The sequence below is a fragment of the Halomonas maura genome (assembly GCF_030409305.1).
In the GTDB taxonomy this organism is placed as follows: domain Bacteria; phylum Pseudomonadota; class Gammaproteobacteria; order Pseudomonadales; family Halomonadaceae; genus Halomonas; species Halomonas maura.
The window spans coordinates 286,494-302,505 of record NZ_JAUFPQ010000012.1 but is presented as its reverse complement, the minus strand read 5'-3'; the positions used below and the strand labels follow the sequence as shown (position 1 = coordinate 302,505).

At 71.6% G+C, this 16,012-nt stretch carries 16 protein-coding genes and 1 pseudogene; 2 read left to right on the top strand and 15 right to left on the bottom strand.

From position 1 onward, the window contains the following. From QWY76_RS06870 to QWY76_RS06845, 6 genes and pseudogenes are all read right to left on the bottom strand, one after another. Nucleotides 1-654 (bottom strand): annotated as a pseudogene (locus QWY76_RS06870) (hypothetical protein); the annotation flags it as partial. Nucleotides 655-658: 4 nt separating this feature from the next. Beyond that, on the bottom strand, nucleotides 659-1,423 hold the full coding sequence (locus QWY76_RS06865) for a TonB family protein (protein WP_290310364.1): 765 nt from the start codon (nucleotides 1,421-1,423) through the stop codon (nucleotides 659-661). Then, entirely contained in the window at nucleotides 1,423-1,830 is a 408-nt protein-coding gene (locus QWY76_RS06860) for an ExbD/TolR family protein (protein WP_290310363.1), read from the bottom strand. The genes QWY76_RS06865 and QWY76_RS06860 overlap by 1 nt, the downstream gene beginning before the upstream one ends. Further along, the gene (locus QWY76_RS06855) at nucleotides 1,823-2,359 is read right to left on the bottom strand and encodes a MotA/TolQ/ExbB proton channel family protein (RefSeq protein WP_290310362.1); all 537 of its coding nucleotides are present in this window, start codon (nucleotides 2,357-2,359) and stop codon (nucleotides 1,823-1,825) included. The genes QWY76_RS06860 and QWY76_RS06855 overlap by 8 nt, the downstream gene beginning before the upstream one ends. Continuing rightward, nucleotides 2,340-3,740, bottom strand: a complete 1,401-nt coding sequence (locus QWY76_RS06850) for a MotA/TolQ/ExbB proton channel family protein (protein ID WP_290310361.1) — start codon at nucleotides 3,738-3,740, stop codon at nucleotides 2,340-2,342. Before QWY76_RS06850 ends, QWY76_RS06855 begins: the two co-directional genes overlap by 20 nt. Continuing rightward, entirely contained in the window at nucleotides 3,737-4,501 is a 765-nt protein-coding gene (locus QWY76_RS06845) for a DUF3450 domain-containing protein (RefSeq protein WP_290310360.1), read from the bottom strand. Before QWY76_RS06845 ends, QWY76_RS06850 begins: the two co-directional genes overlap by 4 nt. Before the next feature lie 147 nt (nucleotides 4,502-4,648). Here QWY76_RS06845 and QWY76_RS06840 point away from each other — a divergent pair, with 147 nt between their 5' ends. Further along, nucleotides 4,649-5,050, top strand: a complete 402-nt coding sequence (locus QWY76_RS06840; protein ID WP_290310359.1) for a hypothetical protein — start codon at nucleotides 4,649-4,651, stop codon at nucleotides 5,048-5,050. A 618-nt stretch (nucleotides 5,051-5,668) separates the two neighbouring features. On the opposite strand, the gene QWY76_RS06835 is transcribed toward QWY76_RS06840, so the two are convergent. Both QWY76_RS06835 and QWY76_RS06830 read right to left on the bottom strand, forming a co-directional pair. Further along, nucleotides 5,669-6,595: an electron transfer flavoprotein subunit alpha/FixB family protein gene (locus tag QWY76_RS06835; protein WP_290310358.1), complete on the bottom strand. Its 927-nt coding sequence runs from the start codon at nucleotides 6,593-6,595 to the stop codon at nucleotides 5,669-5,671. Then, nucleotides 6,592-7,344, bottom strand: a complete 753-nt coding sequence (locus QWY76_RS06830) for an electron transfer flavoprotein subunit beta/FixA family protein (RefSeq protein ID WP_290310357.1) — start codon at nucleotides 7,342-7,344, stop codon at nucleotides 6,592-6,594. Before QWY76_RS06830 ends, QWY76_RS06835 begins: the two co-directional genes overlap by 4 nt. Before the next feature lie 362 nt (nucleotides 7,345-7,706). Between QWY76_RS06830 and QWY76_RS06825 the strand changes: the two genes are divergently transcribed. Then, entirely contained in the window at nucleotides 7,707-9,389 is a 1,683-nt protein-coding gene (locus QWY76_RS06825; protein WP_290310356.1) for an electron transfer flavoprotein-ubiquinone oxidoreductase, read from the top strand. Between the two features lie 48 nt (nucleotides 9,390-9,437). Here QWY76_RS06825 and QWY76_RS06820 read toward each other — a convergent pair whose 3' ends face one another. The 7 genes from QWY76_RS06820 to tmk all read right to left on the bottom strand — a co-directional run bounded on the left by QWY76_RS06820 (nucleotide 9,438) and on the right by tmk (nucleotide 15,994). Further along, nucleotides 9,438-10,262 carry a sulfurtransferase gene (locus tag QWY76_RS06820; RefSeq protein ID WP_290310355.1) on the bottom strand — a complete coding sequence of 275 codons (825 nt, stop codon included), beginning with the start codon at nucleotides 10,260-10,262 and terminating at the stop codon, nucleotides 9,438-9,440. Beyond that, on the bottom strand, nucleotides 10,259-12,451 hold the full coding sequence (locus tag QWY76_RS06815) for an ATP-dependent helicase (protein ID WP_290310354.1): 2,193 nt from the start codon (nucleotides 12,449-12,451) through the stop codon (nucleotides 10,259-10,261). The genes QWY76_RS06820 and QWY76_RS06815 overlap by 4 nt, the downstream gene beginning before the upstream one ends. After that, nucleotides 12,448-12,987 carry a DUF1285 domain-containing protein gene (locus tag QWY76_RS06810; RefSeq protein WP_290310353.1) on the bottom strand — a complete coding sequence of 180 codons (540 nt, stop codon included), beginning with the start codon at nucleotides 12,985-12,987 and terminating at the stop codon, nucleotides 12,448-12,450. The genes QWY76_RS06815 and QWY76_RS06810 overlap by 4 nt, the downstream gene beginning before the upstream one ends. 29 nt (nucleotides 12,988-13,016) lie before the next feature. Continuing rightward, entirely contained in the window at nucleotides 13,017-13,847 is an 831-nt protein-coding gene (locus tag QWY76_RS06805) for a TatD family hydrolase (RefSeq protein WP_290310352.1), read from the bottom strand. Between the two features lie 151 nt (nucleotides 13,848-13,998). Further along, the gene (locus QWY76_RS06800; protein ID WP_290310350.1) at nucleotides 13,999-14,334 is read right to left on the bottom strand and encodes a PilZ domain-containing protein; all 336 of its coding nucleotides are present in this window, start codon (nucleotides 14,332-14,334) and stop codon (nucleotides 13,999-14,001) included. A gap of 14 nt (nucleotides 14,335-14,348) precedes the next feature. After that, the gene (locus QWY76_RS06795; RefSeq protein WP_290310349.1) at nucleotides 14,349-15,344 is read right to left on the bottom strand and encodes a DNA polymerase III subunit delta'; all 996 of its coding nucleotides are present in this window, start codon (nucleotides 15,342-15,344) and stop codon (nucleotides 14,349-14,351) included. Continuing rightward, nucleotides 15,341-15,994 carry a dTMP kinase gene (gene tmk, locus QWY76_RS06790; protein ID WP_290310348.1) on the bottom strand — a complete coding sequence of 218 codons (654 nt, stop codon included), beginning with the start codon at nucleotides 15,992-15,994 and terminating at the stop codon, nucleotides 15,341-15,343. Before tmk ends, QWY76_RS06795 begins: the two co-directional genes overlap by 4 nt. Between the last annotated feature and the right edge of the window lie 18 nt (nucleotides 15,995-16,012).

The following is a 16,012-nucleotide window of genomic DNA, read 5'->3' as shown; positions in this document are numbered from 1 at the left end:
CCAGGCCTCGGGGTCCTGCTCGGCGCCTTCCAGCCGGCGCTCGATCACGCCGAGGGCGGCTGCGTCGTCGCCGGCGCGCTGCAGCACGCTGGCGGCCAGCGAGGCCCGCGTCCCGGCGGGCTCGCCGTCGGCCGCCAGGGCCCGCCTGACCCAGCGCGCCGCTCCCTCCCAGTTCGTCTCGGCCGCCAGCAGCCGGGCCATCCGCCAGTGATCGTCGGCCGCCCCGTCATGGCGGGATAGCCAGTCGGCGAGCAGCCCCCGGGCGCGCTCGGCCTGGCCGGCCTGGAGGCGCAGACCGGCCTCCTGGTGCAGCCAGCGGTCGGCCTGCGCCGCCTCGACGCCCTCGATGGCCCGGGCCTCGGCCAGGTGGCCGGCGGCGGCCCTGGCGTTGCCGAGGCGTGCCTCCGCGCCGGCCGCGAGCTGCAGGTAGAGCGCCCTCGCCCAGCGGTCCGCGGCATTGCCCCCGGCCAGGCGCTCGGCCTGGTCCAGCGCCCGCCCGCGCACCGCGTCGGCGGCGTCGGCCTGGAGGCGCTGTTCCAGGCCCTGCAGGTCGCGGATGATGCCGCCCGGCAACGACGGAGCGGCCGGCACGGGAGTCACCAGTCCCAGCCAGGCGCCAACCAGCAGGCCGGCCAGGGGAAGCGTTCGCGTCATGTGCTCACCTCAACTGGAATTCCAGGCGCTGGCGCGCCCGACGCCGTCCGTCGGCCTCGGCGAAGCGCCAGTCGGCGATGGCCTGGCGGGCGGCACGCTCGAAGACCCGCGCCGGCTCGGCCTCCAGCACCTCGATGCTGCCGGCCTCGACGCGACCATCGGGGCGAATGATGAACTGCACCACCACATGGCCCTCGAGGCCCCGGCGCTGGGCCCGGGACGGATACTCCGGCGGCACCCGGTGGGTGGCCCGGGCGGAGGTACCCACATCCACCGGCTCGCGGGATGCGGGCTCGGCGGCCGCTGGCGCCTCGGCAGCGGATGTCGTCGGCGCGGGACTCGGCGCCGGGTCGCTTTGCGGTGCCTGCTCGGGGGTGGGTTCGGGGACGGGATCCGGCTGCGGGTCGGATTGCGGCCGGGGCTCGGGCTTGGGCGGCGTCTCGGTGAGCTCCGGCAGCGACGCGTCCGGCGGCTCCGCCGGCGCCTCCAGGGGCGGCAGCTCCGCTTCGGGCAGGCTGATGGCGCTGTCCACCTGCGGCGCCGGGGCCGGTTGGGGCGGTGGCGTCGGCGCGCTGGGTGGCGGAGGCGGGGGCGGCGCCGCCGTGGATACCGGCTCGGGCATCGGCTCGGCGGTGGCCTCGGTCATCGACAGCGTCATCGCCTGCCGGGGCTCCGGCTCGGCCTGCGGCGGCAGCACCAGCAGCGCCAGCAGCGCGAACAGCGCCAGGGTCAGGGCGGCCCCGGCGAACAGCGAGACCGGCACGCGCATCACTGGCCGCCCCGCTGCGCGGCCACCGCGACCTGGTCCACATCGGCCTCGCGCAGACGGTCCATGACCTCGATCAGCACGCCGGTGGTGGCCTGGCGGTCGGCCTGGATGACCACCGAGCCGTCATCGCTGACCAGGCTCGCCACCCGGGGACCGACCCGGTGCAGGTCCACCGGCTCGCCGTCCACCCAGACGGCCCCCTCGGGGGTGATGGCCACCAGCACCTGGACATCCGGGCGCGGCGTCGCCGCCTTGGCCTCGGGACGCTCGATCTCCACCCCGCTCTCCTTGATGAAGCTGGTGGTGACGATGAAGAAGATCAGCATGATGAAGACCACGTCCAGCATCGGGGTCAGGTTGACCTCGCTGGCCTCCTCTCCCCGGTCGGCGAGTCGACGTCTACGCATGGGAGTCCTCCGCGGCACGGGCCAGGCGGTCGTGCAGCCGCTGGTCCTCGCGCCGGATGATGTGTTCGAGGCGGGCGATGAACAGCAGGCCCACGACCGAGACCGCCATGCCGCTCAGGGTGGGCAGAGTCGCCCGGGCCACGCCGTCGGCCATGGCCCGGGCCTGGTTGACCTCGCTGACGGCCAGGCTGTCGAAGACCGTGATCATGCCGGTCACGGTGCCCAGCAGGCCCAGCAGCGGACAGATGACCACCAGCAGCTTGAGCCAGGGCAAGGGCCCGCGCAGCCGGGCGATCAGTTCCCGGGCCCAGACCTCGCGCAGGGTCAGGGCGCTCCAGCTGGCATGGTCGGCCCGCGTCACCCAGCGGTCCACCAGGGCCCGGCGCGCCGGCCGGTAATGGAGGCGAAAGAACCACCAGCGCTCGAGGGCCAGCGAGAACAGCAGCACGGCCACGCCGACGATGGCCACCAGCACGGGGCCACCGGCCTCGACCAGCCACGCCAGGGGCTCAAGCCAGGGCATCGGCATGGCGCGGCGTTTCGCTCGGGGAGGCTACGCGGCCGGCCTCGAGGGTGTCGGCGAGCACGGCGCTGGCCCGGCCCTCCAGGGTGCCGATCAGCGAGCGGCTGCGGCTGGACAGTGCCGTGTGGGCGAACAGCAGCGGCACCGCGGTGATCAGGCCCAGCACCGTGGTGACCAGCGCCTGGCTGATCCCGCCGGCCATCAGCTGGGGGTCGCCGGTGCCGAACACGGTGATCGACTGGAAGGTCACGATCATGCCGGTCACGGTACCCAGCAGGCCCAGCAGCGGGGCCACGGCGGCGAGCATCTTGACCAGGCCCTGGCCGCGTTCGAGCCGCGGCTGTTCGGCGAGCAGGGCCTCGTCCAGGCGCGCCTCCAGAGCCTCGGGGACATGGCCCGCGCCGAAGGCGTGGAAGCGGGCGAGCACACGGCCCAGGGGATTATCGCCGCGCGGCCGCTCGAGGTCGCCCAGCTGGCGGCGCAGGGTGACGGTGACCCGCAGCAGGTAGAGGTACTGGCCGAGCGCCACCAGCAGGCCGCCGATGCCCAGGGCCACCACCACGTAGCCCACGGCCCCGCCCTGCCGGAAGCGCTCCCAGAGCGTCGGCTGCAGGCCGAGGGCCTCGAGGACGCGTCCCTCGGCGGGATCCACCGGGACCACCTCGCCCTCGCCGGCCTGGAAGGCCCGCAGGTGTTCGGCGACCCGCTGCGGGGTCTGGCCGAGCTCGGCCAGGCGTCCCGCCTCGCCGCCGCGCTCGAGGAGCTGCCCCTGGCTGGCGGCCAGCAGGTCACCGAGACGCAGCACGGGGCGCTCGGCCACCTGGCCGTCGGCCCCGGCCACCGGCGCCTCGAGGGCGACGACCCGGGCGGTTTCCCGGGTCAGTCCCATCAGGCTGTCGGCCAGGGTCGCGAGCTGGCCGGTGGCCAGGATGGCATCCGGGTCGAGGCGTGGCGGCAGGGCCGTCTCGGCGCCCAGGGTCAGCCAGCTGCCGGCCAGATCGTCGCGCAGCTCGCCGCTGGCGTCGGCCACCGCGTCGAACACCGCCTCGAGATCGCCGCCCTGTTCCTGGCGCCGGGCGTTCAGGGCCTCGAGTTCGTCGCGCTGGGCCTGCTGTCGGCTCTCCAGCGCCTCGCGCCGCTCTCTTGCCTCGGCCAGATCGGCACGCGCTCGCTCCAGGGCCGCGTCGAGGGCCTGCTCGTCGTCGACCAGTTCGGCGAGCCGTGCCCGGTCCCGGGCCTCGGCGGCCTCGCGCTCGGCACGCAGGGTCTCGAGCGGCGAGTCGCTCACCGCAGGCGTATCCTGGGCCATCACCGGTGTGCCGGCCACCGGCGTGCCGACCAGCAGCATCACACCGAGTGCGCGCCGCAGACGTGGCGTCATGATCATGAGGCATTCTCCACCGATCGGGAGAGGGGCAGGTCGAGCAGTTCGGGGGCACGCTGCTCGCGGACGATGAGCAGGCCCTTGCGAACCTCACCGCGGGCGTCTTCGTCGAGGGGGCGCCAGTCGCCGGTGGCCGCCTGCCAGACCCCTCCCCGACGCCCGTCCGGGGTCAGGTAGTACCACCCCACCCGGCCCAGGCGCAGGAAGTCCACCTCGCGTGGCGGCTCTCCCGGCAACTCGCCGCGCCAGGCATCGAGGCCACGGCCGTAGTCGAGTTCGCTGCGCCAGGCGGCCAGCACCCGGGACAGCTTCTCGTCGCTGGCGAGTTCGGGGTCGGCGAGCATGGCCTCGAGGCTGTCCACCCGGGCGAGGCGCTCCTCCTGGAGGAAGGGCATGTCATGGGCGACCCATTGGCGCAGGCGCTCGACCATGTCACGCAGCAGTCCGGGAAGCGCCTGGCGGGTCTCGGACAGGGTCGCCAGCGCCTCACGGCGGCCGGCCAGCAGCTCGGCCTGCTGATCCACCAGGGGGCTCAGCTCGGCGTTGTAGCGCGCCAGACGCCGGGTCTCTTCCCGGGCCTGACGCAGGGCCTGCAGGCGCTCGCGAACCGCCTGGTCGGCGCCGTCGATGCGCGCCTGCAGTCCGGCCTGGGTGCGCTGGGCCTCGATCGCCTCTTCACGCAATTCGGTGGCCGGGGCACTCGCGGCCGCCGTCAAGGCGAGGCCTGCCAGGCTCCAGTGAATCCATGATGCTCTGTTGTGCACTCTCGTCTCCCGGAAGGTGCGCGGAATGCCGGGCACGCTACCTCAAACAAGAATAGTTATCAATGCTCATGGAGCCTGGCGTCATTTGACGGGATGGAGGCCAAGTAACGATAATGAGAACCCTTATCACCCTTCACAGGGCGTCTCATGGCTATCGACCGATCCCGGCTGCACTACACCTGCATCTTCCTTCACGTCTCCTTCCGGGCCATCCGACAGTCCGTCGACGAGGGCCCGGGCGGTGACGGATCGCCGTGCTGGCTGGACACGGGATTGATCAGCATGCTGCTGGGCGAGATGCATCGCTGCCGGAGCGAGGCCGCCTCCCGGGCGGACCTCTGCCGCGCCCTGGACGGCGCCATTTCCCACGTCGGCCTGCTGCTGCTCCAGTGCCCGGGCGGTCTCGACCGAGGACAGTGCCGCCAGCACCTCGACGCCATCATCATTCCCTTGGGGCACGCCGCCCGTCTGGCCATGCCGCAGAGGCCCGTCCGCGGCCACTGGCACGGCTCGGCGCGTCGCCTGTTCCGCCGCCTGGGGCTCGGCTGACGCCCCCAACGGCACGAAGGGCCGGCCCCCCTGCGGGAGACCGGCCCTTCGATGTCGGCCATATGCGATAGCGCGCGACCGCTGGCGTTCAGGCCCTGGGGCTTGCTCTCGAGTTCGGGCAGCACCTCGAACAGCTCGCCGACCAGGCCACCGACTGTCGAGAGCGCGACCTGGACGATCGCGCCCTTCTGCCCTACAGGCCCTGGAGCTTGCTCTCGAGTTCGGGCAGGACCTCGAACAGGTCGCCGATCAGGCCACCGACTGTCGAGAGCGCGACCTGGACGATCGCGCCCTTCTGCTTTCAGGCCCTGGAGCTTGCTCTCGAGCTCGGGCAGGATCTCGAACAGGTCGCCGATCAGGCCACCGACTGTCGAGAGCGCGACCGGGAAGCGCCCGATCGCCTCTCGCCCTTAGAGCTTCTGCTCCAATTCCGGCAGGGCTTCGAAGAGATCGGCGACCAGCCCACTGACTGTCGAGAGCGCGACCGGGAAGCGCCCGATCGCCTCTCGCCCTTAGAGCTTCTGCTCCAATTCCGGCAGGGCTTCGAAGAGATCGGCGACCAGCCCACTGACTGTCGAGAGCGCGACCTGGACGATCGCGCCCTTCTGCTTTCAGGCCCTAGAGCTTGCTCTCGAGCTCCGGCAGGATCTCGAACAGGTCGCCGACCAGGCCATAGTCCGCCACCTGGAAGATCGGCGCCTCTTCGTCCTTGTTGATGGCGACGATCACCTTGGAGTCCTTCATGCCCGCCAGGTGCTGGATGGCGCCCGAGATGCCCACGGCGATGTAGAGCTCCGGGGCGACGATCTTGCCGGTCTGGCCGACCTGCATGTCGTTGGGCACGAAACCGGCGTCCACCGCCGCCCGCGAGGCGCCGATCGCCGCGCCCAGCTTGTCGGCGATGCCCTCGAGCAGCGTGAAGTTGTCGCCGCTGCCCATGCCGCGGCCGCCGGAGATCACCACCTTGGCGGCGCCCAGCTCGGGACGGTCGCTCGAGGCCAGCTCCTCGCCGACGAAGCGCGACAGGGCGTTGTCGACCACGGTCTCCACCGCCTCGACGCTGGCGGCGCCCGTCTCGGCGACGGCGTCGAAGGCGGTAGCGCGCACGGTCATCACCTTCAGGGCATCAGGGCTCTGCACGGTGGCGATGGCGTTGCCGGCATAGATCGGCCGCTTGAAGGTATCGGCGCTCTCCACCGCGATGATCTCGGAGAGCTGGGCCACGTCCTTGAGCGCGGCCAGCCGCGGCATGACGTTCTTGCCGGTGGTGGTGGCGGCGGCCAGCACGTGGCTGTAGTCGTCGGCCAGCGCCACCAGCAGCTCGCCCAGGGGCTCGGCCAGTTGATGGGCGTAGACGGCGGAGTCGGCGACGCGCACCCGGCTCACGCCGTCGAGCCGGGCGGCGGCCTCGGCGATGGCGCCGACGTGCTCGCCGGCCACCAGCACATCGATATCGCCCCCGATGGCCTTGGCCGCGGCCACCACGTGGGCGGTGGTCTCGGCCAGCTGGCCGTCGTGCTGTTCGGCAAGGACCAGGATACTCATGAGATCACCTTGGCTTCGTTCTTGAGTTTGTCCACGAGCTCGTCCACGGAGCCCACCTTGACGCCGCCCTGGCGCTCGGCCGGCGGCTCGACCTTGACCAGCGTGAGCCGTGAGGCCACCTCGACGCCCAGTTCCTCCGGTGTCTTGGTGTCCAGCGGCTTCTTCTTGGCCTTCATGATATCGGGCAGCTTGGCGTAGCGCGGCTCGTTCAGGCGCAGGTCGGTGGTGACGATGGCCGGCAGCGCCAGTTCGACGGTCTGCAGGCCGCCGTCGATCTCGCGGGTCACCTTGAGCTTGCCGTCCTCGACCACGACCGCGGAGGCGAAGGTGCCCTGGGGCCGGCCGGTCAGGGCGGCGAGCATCTGGCCGGTCTGGTTGTTGTCGCTGTCGATGGCCTGCTTGCCGAGGATCGTAAGCTCCGGCTGCTCCGCCTCGACCACCTTGGCCAGCGCCTTGGCGGCGCCCAGCGACTCGACGCGCTCGTCGGTCTGCACGTGGATGGCCCGGTCGGCACCCAGCGCCAGCGCGGTGCGCAGCTGCTCCTGGGCGGCCTTGGGGCCCACGGTGACCGCGACCACCTCGGTCGCCACGCCCTTCTCCTTGAGCCGCACCGCTTCCTCCACGGCGATCTCGCAGAAGGGGTTCATGGCCATCTTGACGTTGGTCAGATCGACGTCGGAATTGTCCGGCTTGACCCGGATCTTGACGTTGTAGTCGATGACGCGTTTGACCGCGACGAGTACCTTCATGTTGTCCTCGCTTGGTTCAGTTTCGGAACCTTGGGTGACGGGAACGGGTATCACGCCACCACGGCGCGATGCCCGGCCCTCTTAGAACCGACCGGCATGCCCTTATATGTTTCATGCAAGCGTTTGATAGGCGCCGCACCAAAAAACCCTTCTAATGTGCCACAGCCCGGGCGACCACAACAATCCTCGCCATGCCGGGAAACGGCCCTCGCGATGCCACCACCCATCGTAAGGGGTGACCCTTTGACGGTATTATGCCTATCATGGGTCACAGCTAGAAGCAAACGACCGTTTTAAAACCTATCGACGTTAGTGGTGCCCCCGGGACCCGGGCGTCGTCGCCGTGGGAGGAGACACATCCGATGACTGAACAAGTAGAGCGCGACTCCATGGACTTCGACGTGGTCATCGTCGGCGCCGGCCCCTCCGGCCTGGCCGCGGCCTGCCGCCTGATGCAGCAGGCGGGCGAGGCCGAGCAGGAGCTGACCGTGTGCGTGGTCGAGAAGGGCTCCGAGGTGGGCGCGCATATCCTCTCCGGGGCGGTCTTCGAGCCCCGCGCCCTCCAGGAGCTGTTTCCCGACTGGGAGGCGCGCGGCGCCCCGCTGACCACGCCGGCCGTTCGCGACGAGCTCTACCTGCTCAAGGATGCCGAGAAGGCCCAGAAGCTGCCCAACGCCCTGGTGCCCAAGACCATGCACAACACCGGCGGCGACATCACGAGTGGCGACTCCCGCCGCTACGTGATCAGCGCCGGCAACCTGTGCCGCTGGCTGGCCGAGCAGGCCGAGGAACTCGGCGTCGAGATCTTTCCCGGCTTCGCCGCCCAGGAAGCGATCGTCGAGGACGAGGTGGTCAAGGGCATCCTGGTCGGCGACATGGGCGTGGGCGCCGATGGCCAGCCCAAGGACGGCCATATGCCGGGCATGGAACTGCGCGCCAAGTACACCCTGTTCGCCGAGGGCGCCCGGGGCCACATCGGCAAGCGCCTGATCGAGCGCTTCCAGCTCGATGCCGGCAAGGACCCCCAGCACTACGGCATCGGCCTCAAGGAGCTGTGGGACATCCCCACCGACAAGCACGAGCCGGGCCTGGTACTGCACGGCTCCGGCTGGCCGCTGGACAAGCACACCCACGGCGGCTGGTTCCTCTACCATGCGGAGAATGCCCAGGTGGTGGTCGGCCTGATCATGGACCTGTCCTACCAGAACCCCTACCTGTCGCCCTTCGACGAGTTCCAGCGCATGAAGCACCACCCGGTGCTCAAGCAGCACCTCGAGGGCGGCTCGCGGGTCGCCTACGGCGCCCGGGCCATCACCAAGGGCGGCCTCAACTGCCTGCCGAAGATGACCTTCCCCGGGGGGCTGTTGATCGGCTGCGACGCCGGCACCCTCAACTTCGCCAAGATCAAGGGCCTGCACACCGCCATGAAGTCCGGCATGGTGGCCGCCGAGAGCGTCTTCGAGGCCATCGCGGCCGGCGACGAGGGCGGCGACGAGCTCGGCGCCTTCGAGGACAAGTGGCAGGCCAGCTGGGCCTACCGGGAACTCGACGAGAGCCGCAGCTTCGGCCCGGCGATCCACAAGTACGGCACCCTGGGCGGCGGCGCCTACAACTTCCTCGACCAGCTCGTCGGCGGCAAGCTGCCGACCCTGCACGACACCGTGCCGGATCATGCCACCCTGAAGAAGGCGGCCGAGTGCGAGGCGATCGACTACCCCAAGCCGGACGGCAAGCTGTCCTTCGACAAGCCCTCGTCGGTGTTCCTGTCCAACACCAACCACGAGGAGGACCAGCCCTGCCACCTCAGGCTCGCCGACCCGGAGTTGCCGATCCGCGACAACCTGCCCGAGTATGCCGAGCCGGCCCAGCGCTACTGCCCGGTGGGCGTCTACGAGGTGATCGAGGACGAGGCGGGGAATCCCAAGTTCCAGATCAACTTCCAGAACTGCATCCATTGCAAGACCTGCGACATCAAGGACCCGGCCCAGAACATCACCTGGGTGGCGCCGGAGGGCGGCGGCGGGCCGAACTACCCCAACATGTAACGACTCCGCCCAAAGAAAGAGGCCCCGCCATGGTGGGGCCTCTTCATGTCAGTCGCCGGTGGCGATGGGCCGGGCGGGATCGCGGAGCCACTCGCTCCAGGAGCCGGCGTAGAGGCGCGGCAGGGGCCGGCCGGCGACGGCATAGGCGAGGATGTCGTGGCAGGCGGTGACCCCTGAGCCACAGTAGGCGATCACCGCGTCGCCGGCGGGCAGCTCTGCTGCCAGCGCGTCGGGCGCCTTGAAACGGCCGCTCTCGTCGAGGTTGTCGGCGCTGGGACGACACACGGCGCCGGGAATATGCCCCGCCACCGGGTCCACCGCCTCGGCTTCGCCGCGGAAGCGCTCCCGCGCGCGCGCATCCACCTTGAGGGCACGGCCGGAGAACACCTCGTCGGCGTCGACCCGGACGGCGTCGCGGTAGGCCGGCGTCCAGTCGCTCGGGGACGGCAGGGGCTCGCGGCCCAACGGCAGCTCGCCGCCGGCATCCTGCCAGGCCCGCAGGCCGCCATCGAGCACGCGCACCTCGGGATGGCCGGCCCAGCAGGCCAGCATCCACCAGGCGCGGGCCGCGGCCAGCTGGCCGCCCCGGTCGTCGTAGACCACCACCGCGCGCCCGGGGGCGATGCCCAGCCGCTGAAGGACCGCGGTGAAGGCCGCCGGCGCGGGCAGCGGGTGACGCCCGCCCGCGCCGGCGGGCGCGGCCAGGTCGCGGTCGAGGTCCAGGTGCTGGCTGCCGGGCACATGGCCCTCGCGCCACAGCCGGGCGCCGGCATCCGGGTCGCCCAGCCGCGCCCGGCAGTCCAGCACCAGCGGCGGATTGTCCCCCTCGAGGGCCCGGGCCAGCTCACTGGCCTCGATCAGCACACGGCTCATGCACGTTCTCCTTCGAGCAGTTCGATGGGCGCCCGCCGGGCGATCAGCCGGCGTCGGCCGGCCTGGCGGAAGCGCACCTCGATCACGGGATTGTCCGGGTCCCCCTCCACCACGCTGATCTCGCCTTCGCCGAACACCGCATGGCTGAGGCGCTGGCCGACCCGGAAGTCGCTGGCGGCCGGAGGCGCCCCCGCCGGCGCGGCGGCCTCCTCGAGGGGCAGCGAGCGGCCCAGCGCCGCGACATAGCGGCGCACCAGGCCCGGCTGCGCGACCGCCAGCGGGGTCTCGCCCCCAGCTTCTCCTGCCAGGCGCTCGGCGACCCGCTGGCCATCCTGCCAGGCGGTCTCGTCGAGGAAGCGACTGGGCCGGTGGTCGCCGCCGTCATGCAGCATGACCAGTCGCTCCCGGGCCCGCGTGATGGCCACGTAGAACAGCCGCCGCTCCTCCTCGAGGCGCGGCGGAGTCAGGGGATTGTCCCGGCTGTAGTGGGGGAAGTCCTCCTCGTTGAGGCCCGCCAGCACCACCAGTGGCCACTCCAGGCCCTTGGCCCCGTGCACCGTGGTGATCAGCACCCCGTCATCGCGATTCTGCACCGGCCGGCGCAGCAACTCGATGAAGGTCGCCAGGTCCGGCGCCTCGCCGGCCTGCTCGACCAGCACATCGAGCAGCCGCACGTCCTCCTCGCCCTTGTCGCGCCGCGCGGCGGCACGCTTGAGCACCTTCTCCGCCTCCAGGCTCTCGATCACGTGCTCGAGCAGGCGGGCCGGGGTCCAGCCGGCATGCCGGGGCAGCTCGCAGAGCAGGGCCCAGCGACGCTTCAGGGTCCGCCGCTGGTGGGGTTTCAGGCCGGCCAGCAGGGGATCGTGTCGCTCCGGCCAGCGCTGGGTCTCGGCCAGGCGAGTGGCCAGCGCCGCCAGGCGCTCCCGGGCAACGAAGGGGGTGGGCTGGGCGAGCAGGGTCAGCAGGTGGCCCGGATCCCGCAGCAGGCCGGCGTCCAGCGCCAGCATCAGGTAGCCGGCCAGGGCCTCCACCAGGGGCAGGCGGAACACGAAGCGATCCTCCCGGGACAGCCGGAAGGGCACGCCCTCGCGCAGCAGGGCCAGCTGCAGGGGCACCGACAGGGCCCAGCTGCGCACCAGCAGGCAGGCCTCGTCGAGCCCTCGGCCCCGGCGCTGCCAGGCACCGAGCTCGCCGAGCAGCCCCTGGCTCCCCTGCCCCACCGCCAGCCCGGTGGCCGGGTTGCCGGGCGCCGCCAGGCAGAGCTGGTCGGGGCGGCGCCGGTTGGCGGCGATGGCGTGGTTGGCGGCCAGCGCCAGGGCATGACCGTGGCGAAAGGTGCTGGAGAGCGGGTAGTCCCGCGCCTCGCCGAAGGTGGCGGTGAAGTTCTCGAGCATGGTGTCGGGATGCGCCCCGCGCCACTCGTAGATGCACTGGTTGGCATCGCCCACCGCCATCACCGCCGCCTGATCCCCGGCCAGCACGGCCAGCAGGCGCTGCTGGGCCTGGTTGATGTCCTGGTACTCGTCGATGATGACGTGGTCCAGGAAGCCCTGGACCCGACCCCGCAGGCTCGAGTCGGCCTCCAGCGCGCGCAGCGGGCGGTAGAGCAGATCCGAGTAGGTCATCAGCCCCTGCTCGGCGAGCAGGGTCTCGGCGTGCTCGAAGGCGGCGACGAAGTGCTCGGTGTCCTCGCCGACGTCGAGCCGGGCATACAGCTCGGCGGGACTCGCCATCTCCGCCTTCACCAGCCCGCAGAAGTGGGCCAGGGCCTCCAGCTTCTCGGCCTCCAGGGCCGCCTCGCCGGGCTCGGGGAGGGCCTGCAGGGCCTGCTGGGTGGCGTGGCGCAGCAGCCGCTCCAGTTGCCAGTCGGCGGTGAGCAGCTGCCGCGGGGCGAGCGCGCCCCAGCGGGTCAGGCTGCGGGAGAGACGATGCCCGAGGGAATGGAAGGTGCGCACGTCGGGCAGCGGCTGGCCGGCCGGGGCCATGGCCGCGAGCCGGGCCTGGAAGTCCTCGCGGGCGGAGCGGTTGAACATCAGCACCAGGATCCGCCCCGGCGCCACGCCCCGCTCGAGCAGGTGCAGGACCCGAGCCACCATGGTGGTGGTCTTGCCCGCCCCGGCCACGGCCGCCACCCGGGCGTGGCCGCCCGGGTGGCCGACCACGGCCCGCTGCTCCGGCGTCAGCCTCATGGCGCCTCGTCGTCCAGCCGCCCCAGCGGCTGCCAGGCGCCACCGCTGGTCAGGCCCAGGGCCTCGCCGCGCCGCTCGGCGAGGTCGGCCAGCCGGTAGTAGACGTTACGCCCCAGGCGCGCGGCGAGGCCGAAGCGGACCGGCACCTCGGGCACCGCCTCGCCTAGCGGCGTGGTCGTGACCACCAGGCGATGGGCCTCGTCGAGGCGCAGCCGGTCGCCGACATTGGTGGTGAGCCACCAGTCGCCGGCCGCATCCGGTTCGGCATCGACGATGACGAAGGGAAGGTCCTCGACCCGGATGCGCTGCTTCTCCGCGGGGGTCACCAGGTAGTAGTCACCATCGGCCTCTCGACGCAGGATGGTGGAGAGCAGGCGCACCAGGCGCGGCCGGGTGATCACGCCGCCCTCGTGGATCCAGCGGCCGTCGGCGGCGATGGAGAGGTCCATCTCGCCGACCCGCTCCGGCGCCCAGCGTTCCAGCGGGGGAATCTCGCCCTCCGGCTCGATGCCGGCCAGCAGGGTCTCCAGGTTCATGCTGCCCTCCTCGCTTGCGGCGACGGCCGCTACCCGACCAGGCCGGCCTGGGCCAGGGTCTCGCGGATCTCGGCCGACGCCTCGGGGGCGGCGGCCCGGAACAACCGGTAGAAGTTGGCGGTGGTCTGCATGGCCACTTCCTCGACGCTGATGCCCCGCTCGGCGGCGATGCACTCGGCCACCTCGACCACCCAGGCCGGCTCGTTGGGCTTGCCACGATGGGGCACCGGGGCCAGGTAGGGACTGTCGGTCTCGATCAGCAGGCGATCCAGCGGCAGGCGCCGGGCCAGCTCGCGGATGGCGCTGGCGTTGCGGAAGGTGACGATGCCCGACAGCGAGATGTAGAAGCCATGAGCGACCGCCTCCCGGGCCATGTCGAGGTCCTCGGTGAAGCAGTGCAGCACGCCACCCACCCGGGGATCCACGTGCTCGCGGATCAGTGCCAGGGTGTCCTCCCGAGCCTCCCGGGTGTGGATGATCACCGGCAGCTCGAGCTCGGTGGCCGCGACCAGGTGGCGGCGGAAACGCTCGTGCTGGACCTCCCGGGACACCCCCGCGTAGTGGTAGTCGAGGCCGGTCTCGCCGATGGCCACCGCCCCGAAGCGCTCGGCGCAGTCCTTGATGGCCGCCACACTGGGCTCCTCGGGCACCTGGTGGAGGGGATGGACCCCGGCGGAGATCGCCACGTCGTCGTGGGCCCGGGCCAGGGCGGCGATCCCCGGCACCTCCTCCAGGGTGACGGCGATGGCCAGGAACTGGCGCACGTCGCGGGCGCGGGCGGCGTCCAGGGCCGCGGCGACATCGCCGTCATGGCTGCGGGGATCGAGGCGATCGAGATGGCAATGGGAATCGACAAACATGTGGATCTTCGACTATTGAATGGATTCGTTGATGAAGAGGAAAGACGGAAGAACGCGGCAACGCCGCACCCAGAGCGAAGCAACCCATACCGCCTGTCGGCTTCCCTCTTCCCTCTTCCCTCTTCCCTCTTCCCTCTTCCCTCTTCCCTCTTCAAAGGGTGTAGGTCGGGGTGCCCTTGTCCAGCTGGCCGGCCAGCAGGTTCTCGATATGGTCGCGCACCCCCTGGTCCTCGGCGCTGAAGTGGATACCGATGCCCGGCACCCGGCGCCCGGAGACGCCTTCCGGGGAGACCCACACGACCCGGCCGGTCACCGGCACCCGCTCGGTCTCGTCGGGCAGGGTCAGCAGCAGGAAGACCTCCTGGCCGAGCTCGTAGCGCTCCCGGGTGGGCACGAAGATGCCGCCACGTTCCAGGGCCGGCATGTAGGCCGAGAGCAGGGTCGGGATGTCCTGGATGGTCAGGGACAGGGCCTTTTGTGCGGCCATGCAAGCCTCCTTCGTCAAGAACGCAGCAGCGCGGACCAGCGCACCAGCCAGGCTTCGAGCACCAGCTGAGGATTGGGGTTGCCGCCCTCGGCCAGCAGGCGCCGTTGTTCGCGAGCATAGTCCAGGAGACGGAACCAGTCGCGGACCCGGCCATTCTTCACCGCCTGGCGATACAGCGGCAGCAGGTCGGGATTGCGCAACTCCTCGGTGCCCCCGGACAGGCCCAGGCGAATCAGGTCCTCGAGCCAGGCGATACCGTACCACAGGATGGCGTCGATGGACTGGCGGTCCAGGCGGGCGGCCTCGGCCACCGGCTCGGCGCCCCGCACCAGGGCGTCGAAGGTCTCGTGCAGCTGCTGGCGCAGCCCTCGGGCGTCCGGCTCGGCGAGCTCCAGGGCGCGCAGCGGCAGCCCGCCGGCGGCCTGAAGCCAGAAGCGGGCGTCCTCCTCGCCGCCGAGGCGCTCGGCGAGCCAGCCCAGGCAGTCGGCCTCGGCCGGGGGGGCCAGGCTCCAGTGCTGGCAGCGGGAACGGATGGTCGGCAGCAGGTGCGAGGGGATGTCCGAGAGCAGCAGGAACAGGGTCCGCCCGCCGGGCTCCTCCAGGCTCTTCAGCAGGGCGTTGGAGGCGGCCACGTTCATCGCCTCCGCGGGGCTGATGACGATCACCCGATAGCCGCCCTGCTGGGCGGTCTGGGCGACGAAGCCGTTGACCTCGCGGATCGGGGCGATGCGGATCTGGCGCTTGCCCTCCTCCGGCGCGACGCGCAGCAGGTCGGGGTGGTAGCCGGCGGCCAGCATCTGGCAGGCATGGCAGCGTCCACAGGCGAACTCGCCGGGGGCGGCACACAGAGTGCGGGCGATCAGCGCCTCGGCCAGGGAGGGCTTGCCGACCCCATGGGGGCCGGAGAACAGCAGCGCATGGGGCAGGCGGCCGCTGTCGGCGAGCCGCACGAGCTCGCGCCAGCGCGACGCCAGCCAGGGCAACGGACGCACCGGGGCGACCTCGCTCATCGCCAGGCCTCCAGGCGGCGGTCGAGGACCGCGCCCAGCTCGGCCTGCACCGCCGCCAGGGACCGGTCGGCATCGACCACTACCATGCGCTCCGGGGCCGCGGCGGCCCGCGCCAGGTAGGCCTGGCGGACCGCCTCGAAGAACTCGGCTCGCTCACGCTCGAAGCGGTCCCGCTGGCCGCCGTCGCGGTCGAGCCGCCCCTCCAGGCGACGCTGGGCGGCCTCCATGGGCATGTCCAGCAGCAGGGTGAGGTCGGGCTGCAGGCCCTGCTGGACGAAGGCCTCGAGCTCGGCGATGCGCCCGGCCGCGATGCCGCGGCCGCCGCCCTGATAGGCGAAGGTGGCGTCGGTGAAGCGGTCGCAGACCACCCAGGCGCCGCGGGCCAGGGCCGGGCGCACCAGCCGGGCCAGGTGCTGGGCGCGCGCGGCGAAGACCAGCAGCAATTCGGCGTCGGCGTCCAGGGGCTCGTCCGTGGCCGGATCCAGCAGCAGGCCACGGATGGCCTCGGCGCGGGGCGTGCCGCCGGGCTCCCGGGTGCGCACCACCTCGAGGCCCCGAGCCTCGAGGTGCTCGGCCACCCAGGCCAGGTTGGTGGACTTGCCCACGCCCTCGCCGCCTTCCAGGGTGATGAAACGTCCGCGACTCGACATAAGGCCTTCCCGGTTGGA

What these genes read in the sequence shown, in the direction of transcription:
- QWY76_RS06865 (WP_290310364.1), bottom strand. Translation starts at nt 1,423, where the DNA reads ATGCGCGTGCCGGTCTCGCTGTTCGCCGGGGCCGCCCTGACCCTGGCG.
- QWY76_RS06860 (WP_290310363.1), bottom strand. Translation starts at nt 1,830, where the DNA reads ATGCGTAGACGTCGACTCGCCGACCGGGGAGAGGAGGCCAGCGAGGTC.
- QWY76_RS06855 (WP_290310362.1), bottom strand. Translation starts at nt 2,359, where the DNA reads ATGCCGATGCCCTGGCTTGAGCCCCTGGCGTGGCTGGTCGAGGCCGGT.
- QWY76_RS06850 (WP_290310361.1), bottom strand. Translation starts at nt 3,740, where the DNA reads ATGATCATGACGCCACGTCTGCGGCGCGCACTCGGTGTGATGCTGCTG.
- QWY76_RS06840 (WP_290310359.1), top strand. Translation starts at nt 4,649, where the DNA reads ATGGCTATCGACCGATCCCGGCTGCACTACACCTGCATCTTCCTTCAC.
- QWY76_RS06835 (WP_290310358.1), bottom strand. Translation starts at nt 6,595, where the DNA reads ATGAGTATCCTGGTCCTTGCCGAACAGCACGACGGCCAGCTGGCCGAG.
- QWY76_RS06830 (WP_290310357.1), bottom strand. Translation starts at nt 7,344, where the DNA reads ATGAAGGTACTCGTCGCGGTCAAACGCGTCATCGACTACAACGTCAAG.
- QWY76_RS06825 (WP_290310356.1), top strand. Translation starts at nt 7,707, where the DNA reads ATGACTGAACAAGTAGAGCGCGACTCCATGGACTTCGACGTGGTCATC.
- QWY76_RS06820 (WP_290310355.1), bottom strand. Translation starts at nt 10,262, where the DNA reads ATGAGCCGTGTGCTGATCGAGGCCAGTGAGCTGGCCCGGGCCCTCGAG.
- QWY76_RS06815 (WP_290310354.1), bottom strand. Translation starts at nt 12,451, where the DNA reads ATGAGGCTGACGCCGGAGCAGCGGGCCGTGGTCGGCCACCCGGGCGGC.
- QWY76_RS06810 (WP_290310353.1), bottom strand. Translation starts at nt 12,987, where the DNA reads ATGAACCTGGAGACCCTGCTGGCCGGCATCGAGCCGGAGGGCGAGATT.
- QWY76_RS06805 (WP_290310352.1), bottom strand. Translation starts at nt 13,847, where the DNA reads ATGTTTGTCGATTCCCATTGCCATCTCGATCGCCTCGATCCCCGCAGC.
- QWY76_RS06800 (WP_290310350.1), bottom strand. Translation starts at nt 14,334, where the DNA reads ATGGCCGCACAAAAGGCCCTGTCCCTGACCATCCAGGACATCCCGACC.
- QWY76_RS06795 (WP_290310349.1), bottom strand. Translation starts at nt 15,344, where the DNA reads ATGAGCGAGGTCGCCCCGGTGCGTCCGTTGCCCTGGCTGGCGTCGCGC.
- tmk (WP_290310348.1), bottom strand. Translation starts at nt 15,994, where the DNA reads ATGTCGAGTCGCGGACGTTTCATCACCCTGGAAGGCGGCGAGGGCGTG.